16 protein-coding genes are annotated in these 16,186 nt (G+C 47.4%); 15 read left to right on the top strand and 1 reads right to left on the bottom strand.

Annotation, left to right across the window (positions count from 1 at the left end; all coding sequences use genetic code 11):
• Positions 1 to 246: 246 nt before the first annotated feature.
• The gene (locus tag ACR32F_RS19330) at positions 247 to 1,116 is read right to left on the bottom strand and encodes a YitT family protein (protein WP_440109784.1); all 870 of its coding nucleotides are present in this window, start codon (positions 1,114 to 1,116) and stop codon (positions 247 to 249) included.
• Between the two features lie 173 nt (positions 1,117 to 1,289).
• On the opposite strand from ACR32F_RS19330, the gene ACR32F_RS19325 reads away from it, so the two are divergent.
• From ACR32F_RS19325 to ACR32F_RS19255, 15 genes are all read left to right on the top strand, one after another.
• Entirely contained in the window at positions 1,290 to 1,619 is a 330-nt protein-coding gene (locus ACR32F_RS19325; protein WP_440109782.1) for a nucleotide pyrophosphohydrolase, read from the top strand.
• Positions 1,620 to 1,670: 51 nt separating this feature from the next.
• Positions 1,671 to 2,195 (top strand): tetratricopeptide repeat protein, encoded by a 525-nt coding sequence (locus ACR32F_RS19320; RefSeq protein ID WP_440109780.1) that lies wholly within the window; start codon positions 1,671 to 1,673, stop codon positions 2,193 to 2,195.
• 81 nt (positions 2,196 to 2,276) lie between these two features.
• Positions 2,277 to 3,080, top strand: coding sequence for a 4-hydroxy-tetrahydrodipicolinate reductase (dapB, locus tag ACR32F_RS19315; protein ID WP_353881601.1), 804 nt, complete (start codon positions 2,277 to 2,279; stop codon positions 3,078 to 3,080).
• 11 nt (positions 3,081 to 3,091) lie between these two features.
• The gene (gene mgsA / locus ACR32F_RS19310; protein WP_440109778.1) at positions 3,092 to 3,532 is read left to right on the top strand and encodes a methylglyoxal synthase; all 441 of its coding nucleotides are present in this window, start codon (positions 3,092 to 3,094) and stop codon (positions 3,530 to 3,532) included.
• The gene (bshB1, locus tag ACR32F_RS19305; protein ID WP_440109776.1) at positions 3,529 to 4,236 is read left to right on the top strand and encodes a bacillithiol biosynthesis deacetylase BshB1; all 708 of its coding nucleotides are present in this window, start codon (positions 3,529 to 3,531) and stop codon (positions 4,234 to 4,236) included. Before mgsA ends, bshB1 begins: the two co-directional genes overlap by 4 nt.
• A gap of 85 nt (positions 4,237 to 4,321) precedes the next feature.
• Positions 4,322 to 5,482: an N-acetyl-alpha-D-glucosaminyl L-malate synthase BshA gene (bshA, locus tag ACR32F_RS19300; protein WP_440109774.1), complete on the top strand. Its 1,161-nt coding sequence runs from the start codon at positions 4,322 to 4,324 to the stop codon at positions 5,480 to 5,482.
• Positions 5,483 to 5,505: 23 nt separating this feature from the next.
• On the top strand, positions 5,506 to 6,804 hold the full coding sequence (locus tag ACR32F_RS19295) for a CCA tRNA nucleotidyltransferase (protein ID WP_440109772.1): 1,299 nt from the start codon (positions 5,506 to 5,508) through the stop codon (positions 6,802 to 6,804).
• The gene (locus tag ACR32F_RS19290; RefSeq protein ID WP_440109770.1) at positions 6,791 to 7,765 is read left to right on the top strand and encodes a biotin--[acetyl-CoA-carboxylase] ligase; all 975 of its coding nucleotides are present in this window, start codon (positions 6,791 to 6,793) and stop codon (positions 7,763 to 7,765) included. Before ACR32F_RS19295 ends, ACR32F_RS19290 begins: the two co-directional genes overlap by 14 nt.
• Before the next feature lie 349 nt (positions 7,766 to 8,114).
• Positions 8,115 to 8,990, top strand: coding sequence for a 3-methyl-2-oxobutanoate hydroxymethyltransferase (panB, locus tag ACR32F_RS19285; protein WP_440109768.1), 876 nt, complete (start codon positions 8,115 to 8,117; stop codon positions 8,988 to 8,990).
• A gap of 44 nt (positions 8,991 to 9,034) precedes the next feature.
• Positions 9,035 to 9,883 carry a pantoate--beta-alanine ligase gene (panC, locus tag ACR32F_RS19280; RefSeq protein ID WP_440119953.1) on the top strand — a complete coding sequence of 283 codons (849 nt, stop codon included), beginning with the start codon at positions 9,035 to 9,037 and terminating at the stop codon, positions 9,881 to 9,883.
• Positions 9,876 to 10,259, top strand: coding sequence for an aspartate 1-decarboxylase (gene panD / locus ACR32F_RS19275; protein WP_440109766.1), 384 nt, complete (start codon positions 9,876 to 9,878; stop codon positions 10,257 to 10,259). Before panC ends, panD begins: the two co-directional genes overlap by 8 nt.
• A 93-nt stretch (positions 10,260 to 10,352) precedes the next feature.
• Positions 10,353 to 11,000, top strand: a complete 648-nt coding sequence (locus ACR32F_RS19270; protein WP_440109764.1) for a tetratricopeptide repeat protein — start codon at positions 10,353 to 10,355, stop codon at positions 10,998 to 11,000.
• A 141-nt stretch (positions 11,001 to 11,141) separates the two neighbouring features.
• Entirely contained in the window at positions 11,142 to 13,997 is a 2,856-nt protein-coding gene (gene dinG, locus ACR32F_RS19265; protein ID WP_440109762.1) for an ATP-dependent DNA helicase DinG, read from the top strand.
• Between the two features lie 217 nt (positions 13,998 to 14,214).
• A complete protein-coding gene (locus tag ACR32F_RS19260) occupies positions 14,215 to 14,871 on the top strand; it encodes a redox-sensing transcriptional repressor Rex (protein WP_440109760.1) in 657 nt (218 codons plus the stop codon).
• Entirely contained in the window at positions 14,855 to 16,162 is a 1,308-nt protein-coding gene (locus tag ACR32F_RS19255) for an amidohydrolase (RefSeq protein ID WP_440109758.1), read from the top strand. The genes ACR32F_RS19260 and ACR32F_RS19255 overlap by 17 nt, the downstream gene beginning before the upstream one ends.
• The last annotated feature ends 24 nt before the right edge of the window (positions 16,163 to 16,186 follow it).

Here is a 16,186-nt window from a genome sequence, read left to right as displayed (position 1 = left end):
AGGTTTTCTTTTGCTTGAAGAGGTTGTTCAAAAAGTCCGCTTTTGATTACGAAGGATGCCTAGTGGCATCATCAGCATCGAATATGGAATTCAGCCGAATAAGCATATGCTTGCAAAGGTTGTTTCCTTCGGAAACATTGTAGTTGCTCACGTAGTTTTCCCTACGCTCCGCTACTCCATTTCTAGCTTCATCCCATCTTCTCCGTACTGAAAACCGATCTTTTTGAACACGCACTTGAAATAAAGTCAGCTTTCCTTAAATCCTTCTCCATGCACATCATGGACGTCGCTAATGATAACAAATGCTCTAGGATCGACGGACCGCACAATCGTCTGCAATCGTCTGAACTCTTGTCTGGAAATGACACAGTAAGCAACATGTTTGGCTTGTTTGGAATACGCCCCTATGGCTGGAATGAGCGTTACGCCGCGATCCATATCACGAGTAATTAGATCTGCAATCTCGGGTGCGTGGTCACTGATAATCATAAAGGCGCGGGCGGAATAGGCCCCTTCCTGAATGAAGTCAATCACTTTGGAGGCGATAAATACAGCTACCAGGGTATACAGTATTTTTTCTTTGGGAATGTAGACCAGAGAAATGCCAATAATGATGAAATCGATGCCCAGCAGCACACGCCCCATACTCCAGCCATACTTTCGGTTGAGGATGCGGGCGATAATGTCAGAACCACCTGTCGTTCCGCCCCAGCGGAATACGATGCCAAGACCAGCACCCAGCGTGACTCCAGCGTAAAGGGCGGCAAGCAAAAGATCGTTCTCGGTATGTAACGGTTCAATCCATCCAAGATGAATCATTTTTTCAAATAACCACAGGAATACCGTAAGCGCTCCAATACCGACACCCGTATAAATCATCTGTCTGCCACCCAAAATTTTGAGTCCGATCAAAAAGAGGGGGACGTTAACAATCAAAGTCGTAAGTGAAGGAGAGATGCCGAACGCATAATTTAACAGGACCGTAACCCCGGTTACTCCGCCTTCCATGAGTTGGTTGGGGATGATGAAATACAGGAGTCCAAAAGCATACAATGCGGTACCCAACAGGATGGGCAGAATCAATTTGAATTGAACCCAGGTTTTGGAAGTGCTCATAAGATCCCTCGCCATATTATAAATTAGAATGAGAAAGCAATCATTCCCATCTTAGTATACCTATTTATCGATTCTTTAAAAATAATTTGTAGTTTATGATGGTGGAAGTGAATCTAAATAACTGATATATTAGGAACAAATACGACACAATTTCAAAAGGAGAATCCGTTCTCATGGAGAAAAGCATCGCAGAAATGCAGCGTGAGGTTGATCTTTATATCTCCCAGTTCAAAGAGGGATACTTCAGCCCGCTTGCCATGCTCGCACGTATGTCTGAAGAGGTGGGAGAACTTGCACGGGAAGTGAATCACGAATTCGGTGAAAAACCGAAAAAATCTTCCGAAGCAGATAATTCCATTGAGCTTGAACTCGGTGACATTTTATTTATCACGATTTGTTTTGCCAATTCGCTGGGGATCGATCTGGCGGAGGCACACGACAAAGTCATGCATAAATTTAATACACGTGATGCTAATCGGTGGACTCCAAGAAACACCGATTAGGCATAGATTACATATGCTGTACCATCACCCGATTGGGGAGGGACAGCTTGGATGATGAAACCGGAAGATTATATGCAGCATGCTTACCGCTGTATTTTGCAAAATGATTTTGAGCAGGCCATTCGTTGGTTTGAATCGGCGATTCATGCTCATCCGGAACATGCGGAGCTCTATTATCGCTGTTCCATTACACATGCCCGCAGTCAGCACCTAAGCACAGCGCTTGAATACGCCCGTAAGGCCGTTGAGCTGTCTCAGGGGACAGAGGAGTATGTTCTGCATTTGCAGACGCTGGAAGCGAAACAATTGAGCACACAGGCCAAGACGCTGCTTGAACAAGCAGGAACCGGGACGCATGAACGTTATGTGCAAGCGGCAGAACTGCTGAAAGAGGCAGTCAGACTTGATCCGTTGTATTTGGAAGCGCATGTTATGCTTGCTCTTGCTCACAGCGATCTGAACGAATTCGATCTTGCGACCAGGTCCGTTCGTGATGGCTTGTCACTGGACCCGCAAAATCGGCAATTGCATCTATTGTTACAGGAAATTAAGCAGCGTATGAAGTCCATTCAATAAGAATCCATTTCACAAGGATAGAGCAACAGGTTGAAATGGATTCAACCATTTGATCCAACATAGCGAGGAGATGCAGCCAAGATGAGTGAAGTAATAAGAGTAGCCGTGATTGGAGCGGCTGGCCGGATGGGCCGTGAAGTCGTGAAGCTGGTTCTTCAGGACCCTGAACTGGAGCTGGCAGCGGCGGTCAACCGCTCCGGAGCGGGCACGGATGCAGGAACACTTGTTGGTTTGCCGGAATGTGGCGTACTGGTGACTGATGATATCGAAATGGCTTTTGCCGAGACTAAACCGCAGGTCATGGTGGATTTTACAGTTCCTCAATTTGCTTTTGCACATACAGAAATTGCAATCCGTCATGGCGTCAGACCTGTCATGGGTGTTACCGGCTTTACGCCGGAGCAGATTGAACAGTTGGACAAGCAGTGTCAGGACAAAGGTATTGGAGGGCTGATTGCCCCGAATTTCTCCATTGGCGCAATTCTGATGATGAGATTTGCAGCACAGGCTGCCAAACATATGCCGAATGTGGAGATCATTGAATATCACGGGGATCAGAAGCTGGATGCTCCTTCAGGAACAGCCATCAAAACAGCGGAGCTGATTGCAGCAAACCGAGAGGAACTTCGCCAAGGTAACCCGAATGAAGAAGAGACAATCGAAGGATCGCGCGGCGGTTATTACAACGGTTTCAGAATTCACAGTGTACGATTGCCAGGCGTATTCGCGCAGCAGGAAGTTGTATTTGGCGATTATGGCCAGTCACTGAAAATTCGGCATGACTCCTATGAACGTGCAGGTTATATGCCTGGTGTTAAGATAGGCGTTCAGAAGGTTATGGAATATACAGGACTCATCTACGGATTTGATCACTTTATCGATTAAAGGAGATTGTCATGTTGAAAATAGCATTTATTGCCCATGATCGCAAAAAAGAAGAGATGGTTAACTTCGTGACAGCCTACGAACCTGTATTTACAGACCATCAATTATACTCGACAGGTACCACCGGCCTTCGCATTATGGAAGGAACCTCTTTGAACATCCACCGATTTGAATCCGGCCCACTGGGCGGGGATCAGCAGATCGGAGCTATGGTTGCCCAGAACGAGATGGATCTGATCATATTCCTGCGTGATCCATTGATGGCTCAGCCTCACGAACCGGATATTAATGCATTGCTGCGCCTGTGTGATGTGCAGGGTATCCCCCTTGCCACGAATATTGCAACTGCTGAGATTCTGGTTAAAGCACTCGACCGTGGTGATTTTGGTTGGAGAGAGCTGGTACATAAATACAAGCCTGAGGGTGGACTGAATTCTGGTGATGCTCAATGAGTCTGGACATTCTCATTTTTGGTGCACACGCTGATGATGCCGAGATTGGCATGGCAGGAACGATTGCCAAGCACACTGCAGCAGGACTGAAAGTAGGCGTGTGTGATCTCACCCGTGCAGAGATGTCTTCGAACGGGACTGTAGACCGCAGAGCCGAGGAAGCGGAGCAAGCCTCCCGCGTCCTCGGTCTTTCGTGTCGTAGTAATCTGGGCCTGCCGGATCGAGGCCTGTACATCACACCTGAACACGTTCAAGCTGTGACTGCTGAGATACGACGTCATGCCCCCCGTGTGGTGTTTGCGCCCTATTGGGTAGATCGTCATCCAGATCATGTCATGTGCAGCAAGCTTGTGCAGGAAGCTGTATTTAATGCCAAGCTTCGAAACTATATGCCTGACATGCCATCCATTCAGGTGAAGGAATTATATTTTTACTTTATTAACGATATTGGACCTACGGATTTGATTGTGGATATTTCGGAACACTATGAGCAGAAGGAAAAATCGTTGCTTAGTTACCGTTCCCAGTTCGAATTGGGAGAAGGGGCAGTATCCACTCCGCTCAATCAAGGGTATATCGAACGGGTGAGAGCCCGGGATTCCTTGCTCGGACAGCGCAGCCTTATTCCTTATGCGGAAGGGTTCGCAAGCATCACACCTTATGTGGTTAATCAATTTGGCCTAGCCGCCAGTAATATACGATAGAGCTTGTTATGAAAAATGATCAATTTCATTTTCCGTTGCATTACATCAACCTGCGAACGCGGGAGATTAAAGGAGCGTCCACCGGATGGATCAAAAGTTAAAGATTGGTATCACCTGTTATCCGTCCCTCGGAGGGTCTGGCGTTGTCGCAACGGAGCTGGGCAAATTGCTTGCCGAACAGGGCCACCAGGTTCACTTTATTGCTAATAGTATCCCGTTCAGATTGGGTACATTTCAGAAGAATATTTTTTATCATGAAGTTGAAGTCAACGATTATTACGTCTTCCGTTATCCGCCATATGACCTGTCTCTGGCAACGAAAATGGCTCAAGTAGCCAAGTCTCAGCAGCTGGATCTGCTGCATGTACATTATGCAGTCCCGCATGCGGTATGTGCCTTTTTGGCGAAACAAATGGTGGGTGAGGACTTAAAGGTTGTTACTACCTTGCATGGAACGGATATTACGGTACTTGCGCAGGATGAATCTCTGAAAGATCTGATTCGTCTCGCCATTAATGAGAGTGACGCTGTTACGGCGGTATCTCAGGATTTGATTCGTGAAACGGTTGAATTGCTGGATATTCAGCGTCCAATCGATCTGACGTATAACTTTATTGATAAAAGAATTTATTATCCGCGGGATGCAGCAAGTTTGCGTAGAGATTTCGCAGCACCCCACGAAAAAATAATGATGCACATCTCGAACTTCCGTCCTGTGAAGAGAACTCAGGATGTGGTCGAAGTTTTCCGCCAGGTGCAGGAACAGGTCCCTACCAAACTGTTATTTGTTGGTGAAGGACCGGATCTGCCTAAGATTCAATGGAAGATCAATGAGTTGGGGTTAAATGACAAGGTTCATTTTCTCGGTAAACAGGATGATATCGCTCAAGTGATTTCCATGGCCGATGTCCTAATGCTCCCGTCAGAGAAGGAAAGCTTTGGACTCGTTGCACTGGAAGCCATGGCATGTGGTGTGCCAACCGTTGGATCACAGGCTGGGGGTATTCCCGAACTGGTATTACACGGCAAAACCGGATTTTTGTCTCCGATTGGAGACACACAATCTATGGCAGAGAACGCGATTCGTTTGTTGACAGACGACCGTTTGGCGGCAGATTTGAGAGAGGCGTGTTTGAGAAGGGCCCATCATGATTTTTGCAATGATGCCATTCGGCATGAATATGAACAAATATACTACCGAGTGCTGGGACGAGAAGTTCCAAATCTGAAGCCGGTCTGTGGCTGATTGTAGTAATGAGGTGATAAGTGGTGGTTCAATGGACACAGGTAGATCATGAAATGGCACGACAAAGCGAACAGGTGCTATGTACATTAAATGAACAAGGGTACAAAGCATATTGGGTCGGCGGTTGTGTACGCGATGAACTGCTGGAACGAAGGGTGGATGATATGGACATCACCACTTCGGCTTCTCCTGAACAAGTAATGGAACTGTTCGCAGATTGTATTCCTACGGGTCTCCAGCACGGAACGGTTACCGTTCGTTCAGGAGGTTATTATTTTGAAGTGACGACCTTTCGCACGGAATCGGAATACAAGGACAATCGCAGGCCAGCAGCCGTTCATTTTGTCCAAGATGTGAAAGAGGATCTGCAGCGACGTGACTTTACCATGAATGCACTGGCCATGGACAGAAATGGAACTATTGAAGACCCATTTGGCGGCCAGTTGGATATACAAGATGGGCGGGTCAGATGTGTGGGATCAGCAGTCGAGCGTTTCGGTGAAGATGCGCTGCGGATGCTTCGGTGTGTTCGCTTTGCTTCGGTATTTGATTTCAAAATTGCCTACAACACCTGGAAGGGACTCGTTCGGCAGAAGGATCTACTCCAACATATCGCTATGGAACGTGTACGTACCGAGATGGTGAAAATGATAGCAGGACCCCATCCGCTGAGAGGACTGGAATTACTGGTTCGAAGTCAGATACTGGAGCATGTAAAGGCGCCTGTCCGTTCTTCTAGATTCAATAAGGATCTGCTGATTAACCTGGAGCAATTGTTAGGAGAGGAAGCACTGCTGCGCTGGTCTTTGATGCTGATCGCAGGTCATTATACCAGAGAAGAGGCAGATGCTTTACTTCGAAATTGGACATTCTCCAACGACGATCGTTCACGTATCACTGGCGTTCTTCTAGTTGAACAATACATCCGTGCTGTAGTTCAGGAGCCGAGAGATATTCAGGCGCTAAGATCGGAGTGGATTGTCACCGTTTTGGCTTGTGGTCGTCAGGCAGCTGAAGATTGGACTTTGCTACAGCCGCTGCTTCCGACAGGCTGGCGTAACGGAGAGGTTTTGAGTGAAGCACAGTTCGGTGTGATACAATCCAATGCCCTGGAATGGAGTCAATCTATGAAGGTGCACGAATTGAAAGATCTGCATATTACGGGTGAGAATGTGCTGAAGCTGCTTGACCGCAAGGGTGGACCTTGGCTTGGACAGTTGATGAAATACTTGTTAAGAGAGACGGCGATTGGAAACATAGAGAATCAACATGAAGCGTTGACTCACGAAGCGAAGCGGGTGGCTGCAGATGACAAAGCATGAGGAACTGTTACATATGTTACTGAATGCAGAAGGGCAATTCGTTTCTGGTGAAGAGATCAGTCGCAGTCTGTCCATCAGTCGAACGGCCGTGTGGAAACACGTCAACAAACTGCGTGACCTGGGATATGAGTTTGAGGCCGTATCTCGGAAAGGGTATCGCCTGGTCACGAAACCGGACAGTATTGATGCAACAGCACTTCAACTGGCACTGGGGACGACGTCTTTTGGCCGAAAGGCTGTTCTATTGAACTCTACGTTGTCCACGCAAGGTGATGTTCAGAAATTGGCTGAACAGGGACAGGCTGAGGGGGCTGTCGTGCTTGCGGAGGAGCAGACCGGTGGACGGGGACGTTTCGGCCGTAAATGGTTCTCTCCGCCTGGCAAGGGAATCTGGATGAGCGTCCTGTTGCGTCCCGATCTGCCACTGCAAAATACCCCACAACTTACATTGTTAACGGGAGTGGCGGTGTGTCGTGCCGTTCGATCCTGTACAGGTGCGGATGCGGGCATCAAATGGCCGAATGATCTGTTGATTGATGGCCGCAAGGTATGTGGTATTTTGCTTGAATCAACGGTAGAGGATCACGAGGTACGTTATTGTATAGCGGGTATTGGGGTGGATGTGAACTTCGATCCCAAGGATTACCCGGAAGATCTGATGACGATTGCTACTTCACTCAAGATGGAGACAGGACAGTCCATTGACCGTACCAAGCTTGCAGCCGCTATTTTGACGGAACTGGAGCAGTTATATTTTTTGTATCAGAAAGAAGGGTTCGGTGTCATTTCAGCACTCTGGGAGGCTCTGTCCGTGTCCATGAATCGAGCCATTAAAGTGGCTAATCCACAAGGTGTCATCGAAGGGACGGCAATTGGACTTGATCCTTCCGGAGCGTTGATTGTGGAGAGAGAGCATGGAGAACGTGTGACCATCTTTTCTGGTGAGATTTCCTTGCTATAATGATCAAGTTGTCGAATTTCCACTGATAAATTGAACATAAGACGTGAAGTTTGAGCAGAACTTTGGTATACTGTGTTCGTGAGGCGATATCGGCTAATGCAGACCGAATTGCACTCGTCAACAGTAGCCTTTGTTCTGCTTTGATGTGTTCATACAAACAGGCAGACGGCATTGCAAGAATAAAATAAGTTTGAAGTGAGTTGTTGGATTCTGCTCTGAGCCGAAGAGGACCGAGACAGAAGGGACGATCGCAAGTGACTCTTTTTTGACTATTCGGGACTTTTTAGTGGAAACTAAAAGGTTTTTTTGTTGTGTTTGAATTGAAAAGAAGAGAGGAGCCATGGAGAAAATGGCGAACAAACAAGCATTGAATATTGTGAAAATGAAAAAATATAAGCAGGACGGTGTGCCGCTTAGCATGATTACGGCCTACGATTATCCAACCGCGCTTTTGGCGGAGGAAGCAGGTATTGACCTGATTCTGGTTGGTGATTCACTGGGAAATGTGGTTCTTGGCTACAACTCTACCCTGCCTGTAACGATCGATGATATGGTGTACCACACACGCTCAGTCGTGCGTGGGGCCGGAAATACCTTTATCGTGGCAGACATGCCTTTTATGACGTACCATGGCAGTGTGGATGAGACACTGAAGGGTGTGCGTCGCCTGATGCAGGAAGGTCACGCCCATGCAGTCAAGATGGAAGGCGGAGTCGAAATAGCGGATACAGTCAAAGCAGTTGTACAGGCAGGCGTCCCTGTTCTTGGACATATTGGACTGACTCCTCAATCGGTGAATCAAATCGGCGGCTACCGCATTCAAGGTAAAGATGCAGCAGATGCCAAACGGCTCATGGACGAAGCCAAGGCACTGGAGGCTGCAGGTGCTTTCGGTATTGTGCTTGAACTGGTCACGGAGGAGGTTGCCCGAGCGATCTCTGAAGAAGTATCCATTCCTACCATCGGAATTGGAGCTGGACGAGGCTGTGACGGTCAGGTATTGGTATTCCATGATGTAGTTCAGTATTCTTCTCCCTACACTCCCAAACGATTTGTCAAAACGTATGGAGATGTGGGTACATTGATTCGCAATAGTATTGCAGCCTATGTGAAAGAAGTTAAGGATCGCTCATTCCCGGCAGAAGAACATGTGTTTAATGCTGCTGACGGTGTTCTGGATCAACTATACGGACATCATAAAGAAAAGGTGGAGAGCAACTCATGAAAGTATTACGGACGATCGCAGAATTAAGACAAGAACTTCGCTGGATGCGCCAGTCGATTCGGTCCAGAGAGTCCGTTGTGGGTCTCGTCCCTACGATGGGATTTCTTCATGAAGGACATGGGAGCTTGATGCATGCTGCCAAACAACAAAGCGATATCGTGGTATTAAGTATATTTGTAAATCCAATTCAATTTGGTCCTAATGAAGACTTTGACAGCTATCCCCGGGATGAAGCGAGGGATATGGAGACGGCGCGTGCACAAGGGGTGGATATCGTATTTATTCCCTCCGTTGAAGAGATGTATCCACAGCCTACGCAAACGACCGTATCCGTTTCCCGTTTGACAGATCACTTGTGCGGCGCTTCACGTCCAGGGCATTTTGATGGTGTGACAACCGTAGTGTCAAAGCTGTTTAACATTGTACAGCCACAGCGTGCTTTTTTCGGCATGAAAGACGCTCAGCAAGTGGCAGTGATCCAACAGATGGTTACCGACTTAAACATGCCTGTTGAGATTGTAGCCTGTCCTATCGTGCGTGAAAATGATGGACTGGCGCTTAGCTCACGCAACGTGTATCTGGGCGCTGAACAGCGTCAAGAGGCTCTGGTTCTATCCAGAGCGCTGCGGGCAGCACAAGAGGCTGTAGACCATGCTACAGTGACAACTGCGGCTGGTATCCGTCGCTTATTGCGTGAGAACATTGAAAGTTCACCGCTGGCAATGATTGATTACGCCGAAATTCAGGCTTTTCCAAGTCTGGAGCCCCTTGCAGATCAGGAAGAAGTTCAAGGACGTGACGATTTGCTGATTGCACTTGCGGTGAAATTTGGTAAAACAAGATTAATTGACAATACAAGGCTGCAAAAATCGGAGGTACTGTCCCATGTTTAGAACCCTTATGAAATCCAAAATCCACCGGGCTACCGTTACGGAAGCAAACCTGAACTATGTGGGGAGTATAACCATTGATGAAGATCTGATGGAAACATCCGACCTGATGGAAAACGAGAAAGTGCAAATTGTAAATAACAACAATGGAGCTCGTCTGGAAACTTACGTCATACCAGGACCACGCGGAAGTGGAGTTATCTGTCTGAACGGAGCAGCTGCACGTCTGGTGCAGCCCGGGGATACGGTCATTATTATTTCCTACGCAATGATGTCTCAAGAAGAGGCAAATTCTCACAAACCTACAGTTGTATTTGTAGATGGGCAGAATAAACCTGTGCAAACGATGAAGCATGAGGTTCATGCGACAATTATGTAATCGACTGGTAAGAGGAATGAAATCGGGCCATCAAGCAAAAAATGAGTACAGGTCACTGCACTAATCCATTTTTTCAAGGGTGGGGATGCAACGATGTTCCAGCATGTTTTCGCAGAAATGAACGACATGTTAGATGAAATTATCAAGCGCTATCCTTCCGCTGAAGGCCTGAACAAAGAGGAATTGCTGCAAAAGTGGAACTTGCTGAAGCGAATGAGTGACTGCATGATTGATGAGTGGCTGATGTTTGAAGAAAAGATGAGCCAAGTAAGGGAAAGGGAAGTGGTTAAACCCGCTTCTCTTGAACCGGAACAGGAAGCTGTGACGGCTCTGCCTGAACTTCATCTGGAATGTTTCAGTCGAGGCCAGGGATATTTCAAACTGCAGATGTATCCGCAGGCGATTATGCAATTTTCCAGAGTTGTGACCGACTATCCGGAGAGTGCCCTAACTCGTTTCTACCTGGCTCTTGCTCATCTTAATCTGGAACAAGTCACCGAAGCCGGATTACATTTACATCGGATCATGCATCTGAATGGCTCACCGAGATTAAAAGGACTGGTATGTAATGTCCTGGGCTGTATTGAGGCCAAGCTTGAGAACCCTGATGGTGCATGTTCACTATTTGCACAGGCGCTTCAGCATGACCCAACGTTGACCGAACCACTGTACAACATGGAAGCCTGCCGGTTGAACAGCGGACAATTGCAATATGCAAATCAGCTGACTGCCCTGAATTAAGGGTGTTTGGCGGCATGAAGACGGTGTTCCCTCCTCTGGCATAGCGGCGGGGACACCGCCTTTTTTGTCAGTTAATTTTCAAATGCCCTTTTTTTTGCTATGCTGTAACATAGACTGGAATGGAAGGGATCGTACATTGCAATGAAATTTGCCGTATTGGATTTCGAAACAACCGGCACGCAGTCCGACGGTGAGATTATACAGACCGGACTCGCCATCATAGATCATGACAACAGCATTACTCAAATATATAGTTCTTATGTAAATCCTGGTGTGCCGATTCCTCCATTTATAACGGGGTTAACCGGTATTACCGATGAAGACGTGGCAGATGCTCCCTCATTAGAAGAGATGATGATGGAGATGGTTCCGCTGCTGGACGATGTCGTTCTTGTTGGGCACAACGTTTCTTTTGACTTTTATTTTCTGCAAAATGCTTTGGATCGTTGCGGTTATCTGCCGTTTACCGGAAGGATACTGGATACGATTGATTTCCTGAAGATTACATTCCCATCCTTGGGCTCCTATCAGCTCGGTTATGTATCTTCCGAATTCGGATTTCAACATGATCGCCCTCATCAGGCAGACAGTGATGCACTTGCGACAGCTTATGTGCTCCTAAAGTGTTTCGATGAGTTGCGCGAATTGCCGTTGATAACGATTCAGCGCCTTAGTGACCTGTTTGCGCCAGAAGATAGTGATCTAGGTTGGTTCTTCGATGGAATGCGCAGTGAGAGGGAAGCAGAGCCCATTCAAGATCTGGATGGACATACGTATTACCGTCAGCTCGCGCTAAACGTAAGTGACTGGACTGATATTGGTGCACCGCGTGATGAGCGGGAAGGCAATCCCCTGGAAGGTGTTAGCTTCGAGCAGTATATGGATCAGGTCAGAGATAATCTGAAAGAGACGTTGGATCATTACGAGGAGCGCGAGGCACAAACCCAGATGTTCAGTACGGTAAGGCAAGCACTGGATGAAGAGAAACATCTCTTGATTGAAGCTGGAACAGGTACAGGGAAATCACTAGGTTATCTATTGCCTGCGATCTATGAAAGTGTGAAGCAAGAACAGAAAGTCATGGTCAGCACACATACGATAAACCTGCAGGAGCAATTGAGAGAGCGGGATATTCCCATGCTGACCAAAGTCGTTCCTTTCCCGTTTAAGGCGGCTGTGTTCAAAGGACGTGGGCATTATCTATGCTTGCGCAAATTCGAGCACAAAATCAACAAACGTGAATTTGCTACACCCAAGGAGGACTACTTCACTGCGGCACAGATGATTGTCTGGCTCACCCAGACGGAGACCGGAGATGATGAGGAACTTAACCTCAGCGGCCGCGGAGGAGACTTCTGGGAGACCGTTCAGAGCGAGTCGGAGTCTTGTCTTGGACGCTCCTGTCCATGGTTCCGCAAATGTTTCTATCACCGGGCCAAACATGAGGCTGGACTGTCCGATATCGTCATTACAAATCACTCGAAATTGTTTACCGATGTCAAAGCAGCCCATCAGCTGCTGCCTGCCTACGAAAGTCTGGTGATCGATGAAGCCCATCATCTGGAGGACGTGGCAGGTAAGCACCTTGGCCTGCATATGAAATATTTCACGTTGGTCCATACATTGACTCGACTGTTCAAAGACAGCCGGAACGGTCAACTCCCGATGCTGCGTTCTCAATTGTCAGGTCATGAAAAGTCAGCGCAGTGGGGTTCCGTGATTGATCAGATGTTCCCACTTGCGGTTGAAGTTAAGGAGATGTGGGATCGGTTAAGTGATACATTGTTCGGTCTGCTGCCTGAACGAAGTGATGCTTCTCCAGGAGAGACGGGACAATTTTCCCTCCGGTTGAAACCTTCACAAAAACCTGCCAAATGGCAGGAGTTGCAGGATGTTGAGAACCAGATTTATGTAACGCTTGGTGACTTGATTCGTAAGGGCGACAAGCTGCTGCTTGAGGTAAAAGAAGATCAGGATGATTATCAGTCTGATAGTCTGATCACGGACATTACAGGCCTGCTCAAGGATCTGGCTATGATCAAGGATAATCTGCGTTTCTTTATGCGCATGGATGATGCCAATACCGTTTACTGGATGGAGGCTAGTGGCCAATTCCGCAGTAAATCACTGCAGCTGTACGCTGTTCCTGTTGATGTCAGTGCACAATTGAAGGATATGTTCTTTGATAAAAAGAAAAGTGTTGTGCTTACATCGGCTACGCTCTCCGTTGACAAGTCATTTCAATTCATGATTGAACAGCTTGGCTTACAGGAAGCTTCCGAGAATAATCGTCTATTGACGTCCATGCTGCCGTCTCCATTCAACTATCGCGATCAGGCCCTATTGGTTATTCCGCGTGACTTCCCAAGCGTGAAGGGCAGTGTAGGTGATGCTCACTTTGTGGAAATGCTGGTTCATTCACTGGCGGAGACGGCCATCGCAACGCGTGGGCGGATGATGGTGCTGTTCACTTCCTACCGCATGCTGAGACAAGTCTACGACCCGCTTAAAGAGGCATTGTCCGGCAACGACATCTCCTTGCTGGGGCAAGGGGTAGACAGTGGTAATCGCTCCAAGCTGACACGCCGTTTTCAGGAAGCAAAAGCAACCGTGCTTCTCGGAACAAGCAGTTTCTGGGAAGGGGTAGACATTCCCGGAGAAGCCTTGACCTGCCTAGCGATTGTCAGACTGCCCTTCCAGCCGCCAAACCATCCTTTGGTTGAAGCGAAGAGCGAGCTTTTGCAGCAACAGAAGAAAAATCCGTTTACGAAGCTGTCTGTACCTCAAGCGGTCATCCGTTTCAAACAGGGTTTCGGCAGGCTGGTTCGTACTGCCCAAGACAGAGGTATTGTCATTGTATATGATACACGCGTCATTGAAGCTTATTATGGCAAGTACTTTTTATATTCATTACCAGGTCCCAAGATGGAACATATGCTCACGCAGCAGATGGTTCCACGGATTGCGGAATGGCTCGAGAAACCAGCTGAGGAATAGCAATAACAGAGATGTTTCACCTGCTCAATCCTTGCAGGATGCTTGGATTTAGCGGTAAACTTTATGGATCATTCCTCTTCAAATATTTACAATGTAATGCACTTATTGCTTATATAAAGAGCATTCTATATGATTCCTTATCTTTCGTAATGGTTTCATGTGGATTGCTCCACTTTTTTCATCAATCTATCGAGGCATTGGTCAGGGGGAGCATATAATGAAATCGGATAAAATTTCGGAAGCCGTGGTGCGGCGCCTGCCTGTTTACTTGCGCTATTTGAGTGAATTGCATCAGCGTGAAGTCAATACGGTTTCTTCTCAAGAACTTGGACTGAGACTGGATCTGAATCCGGCTCAAATTCGTAAAGACCTGGCTTACTTCGGTGATTTTGGTCGTAAAGGTATTGGTTATGACGTTTCTTATCTGATTGAGAAAATTCGTCATATCTTAAAAATTGATCAGCAAATCAATGTAGCTCTTGTCGGAGCTGGTAATCTAGGACAGGCCTTGTCTAATTACAACGCATATCTGAAAGATAATATGAAGATTGTCGCTATATTTGATGCCTACGGTCCGAAGATTGGCAGTCAAATCAATAGTCTGATTGTTCAGCCGATGAATGAGTTAACGGATTCGGTCAAAAAGGATAACATTCGTATTGGAATTATTACAGTTCCGGATACGGAAGCTCAAAATGTAGCTGATCAGCTGATTGAATCCGGGATTGAAGCGATCCTGAATTTTGCACCGACGATTCTGAAAACTCCGCCGCATATCCGCATTCATCATGCCGATTTTACGACGGATCTGCTTAGTCTGGCTTATTACTTGGAGAACGGAAAGGACGACGAGGAAGATGACGACAACAAATAGATGGGTAATTCACAACGGCAAATTTGCCGTCAGTGAGGGTGCGAAATGGAAAGTGGTTCAAGGTTATATGGTCGTGGAGGATGACAAGATTGTGCATATTGGTGAGACATTGCCGGAAGGAGACGAAGGTCTGACCAAGGTTGATGGAAAAGGACTGTTCTTCCTGCCGGGTCTGATCAATACGCATGGTCACGCGGCTATGTCGCTTCTCAGAGGCCATGGAGACGATCTGGCGCTGCAGGTATGGTTGCAGGAGAAGATGTGGCCAATGGAAGCCAAGATGACGTCTGAGGACGTATACTGGGGCACATCGCTATCCGTGCTTGAGATGTTGAAAGGTGGAACAACGGCATTCCTGGATATGTATGATCATATGGATCAGGTTGCCAAAGTTGTTGAACAGTCCGGCGTGCGGGCAGCACTGGCCCGTGGTGTGATCGGTCTGTGCTCCGAAGAAGAACAATTGCGGAAGCTGGAGGAGTCGGCTGCTTTTGCTCGTGAATGGAATGGACAGGCAGATGGACGAATAACAACCGTAATCTCTCCACACGCACCCTATACTTGTCCTCCTGACTACATAGAGAAGCTGGTGCAGGTTGCACATGATCTGAATCTGCCGCTGCATACGCATATGTCTGAAACGCTTCGTGAAGTGGAACAGAACGTGACAGATTATGGATTGCGTCCGGTCGCACATTTGGAGAAACTGGGCTTCTTCTCACGTCCCTCTCTGGTCGCACACGCGGTGCATCTGAATGATGAAGAGATTGAAATCCTGGCACGGCATGATGTAGCGGTTTCCCATAATCCAGGTAGTAACCTGAAACTGGCTTCCGGTGTTGCGCGTGTCCCTGATCTGTTGAGAGCAGGTGTTACCGTTTCCCTCGGAACAGACGGACCGGCGAGCAACAACAACCTGGATATGTTTGAAGAGATGAGACTGGCTGCATTGATTCATAAAGGCGTATCCGGTGATCCTACGGCAGTACCAGCAGGAGAAGCGCTTACGCTCGGAACTTCGTATGGTGCAAAATCTATTTTCCTGAACAACACAGGTACACTGCAAGTAGGCATGAAGGCTGACTTTATTGCTCTGAACATCGAACAGGCCCATTTCTACCCGCATACGGATCTGATTTCCCATACTATTTACTCGGCATCTGCCAAGGACGTGGAGCATGTGTGGGTGGATGGTAAACAACTGGTCAAACATGGTGAATGTCTTACGATGGATGAAGAGCGCATTTTGCGAGAATCCCAACTGGCATTTAATGGTCTGCTCGCCCGCTAATTACAGGACAGCAGCGTCCTAGGG

Source organism: Paenibacillus hebaui (assembly GCF_051934385.1).
In the GTDB taxonomy this organism is placed as follows: Bacteria; Bacillota; Bacilli; order Paenibacillales; family Paenibacillaceae; genus Paenibacillus.
The sequence above is the reverse complement of the archived record's forward strand: the minus strand, read 5'-3'. Positions and strand labels throughout refer to the sequence as shown.

What these genes read in the sequence shown, in the direction of transcription:
- ACR32F_RS19330 (WP_440109784.1), bottom strand. Translation starts at nt 1,116, where the DNA reads ATGAGCACTTCCAAAACCTGGGTTCAATTCAAATTGATTCTGCCCATC.
- ACR32F_RS19325 (WP_440109782.1), top strand. Translation starts at nt 1,290, where the DNA reads ATGGAGAAAAGCATCGCAGAAATGCAGCGTGAGGTTGATCTTTATATC.
- ACR32F_RS19320 (WP_440109780.1), top strand. Translation starts at nt 1,671, where the DNA reads ATGATGAAACCGGAAGATTATATGCAGCATGCTTACCGCTGTATTTTG.
- dapB (WP_353881601.1), top strand. Translation starts at nt 2,277, where the DNA reads ATGAGTGAAGTAATAAGAGTAGCCGTGATTGGAGCGGCTGGCCGGATG.
- mgsA (WP_440109778.1), top strand. Translation starts at nt 3,092, where the DNA reads ATGTTGAAAATAGCATTTATTGCCCATGATCGCAAAAAAGAAGAGATG.
- bshB1 (WP_440109776.1), top strand. Translation starts at nt 3,529, where the DNA reads ATGAGTCTGGACATTCTCATTTTTGGTGCACACGCTGATGATGCCGAG.
- bshA (WP_440109774.1), top strand. Translation starts at nt 4,322, where the DNA reads ATGGATCAAAAGTTAAAGATTGGTATCACCTGTTATCCGTCCCTCGGA.
- ACR32F_RS19290 (WP_440109770.1), top strand. Translation starts at nt 6,791, where the DNA reads ATGACAAAGCATGAGGAACTGTTACATATGTTACTGAATGCAGAAGGG.
- panB (WP_440109768.1), top strand. Translation starts at nt 8,115, where the DNA reads ATGGCGAACAAACAAGCATTGAATATTGTGAAAATGAAAAAATATAAG.
- panC (WP_440119953.1), top strand. Translation starts at nt 9,035, where the DNA reads ATGCGCCAGTCGATTCGGTCCAGAGAGTCCGTTGTGGGTCTCGTCCCT.
- panD (WP_440109766.1), top strand. Translation starts at nt 9,876, where the DNA reads ATGTTTAGAACCCTTATGAAATCCAAAATCCACCGGGCTACCGTTACG.
- ACR32F_RS19270 (WP_440109764.1), top strand. Translation starts at nt 10,353, where the DNA reads ATGTTCCAGCATGTTTTCGCAGAAATGAACGACATGTTAGATGAAATT.
- dinG (WP_440109762.1), top strand. Translation starts at nt 11,142, where the DNA reads ATGAAATTTGCCGTATTGGATTTCGAAACAACCGGCACGCAGTCCGAC.
- ACR32F_RS19260 (WP_440109760.1), top strand. Translation starts at nt 14,215, where the DNA reads ATGAAATCGGATAAAATTTCGGAAGCCGTGGTGCGGCGCCTGCCTGTT.
- ACR32F_RS19255 (WP_440109758.1), top strand. Translation starts at nt 14,855, where the DNA reads ATGACGACAACAAATAGATGGGTAATTCACAACGGCAAATTTGCCGTC.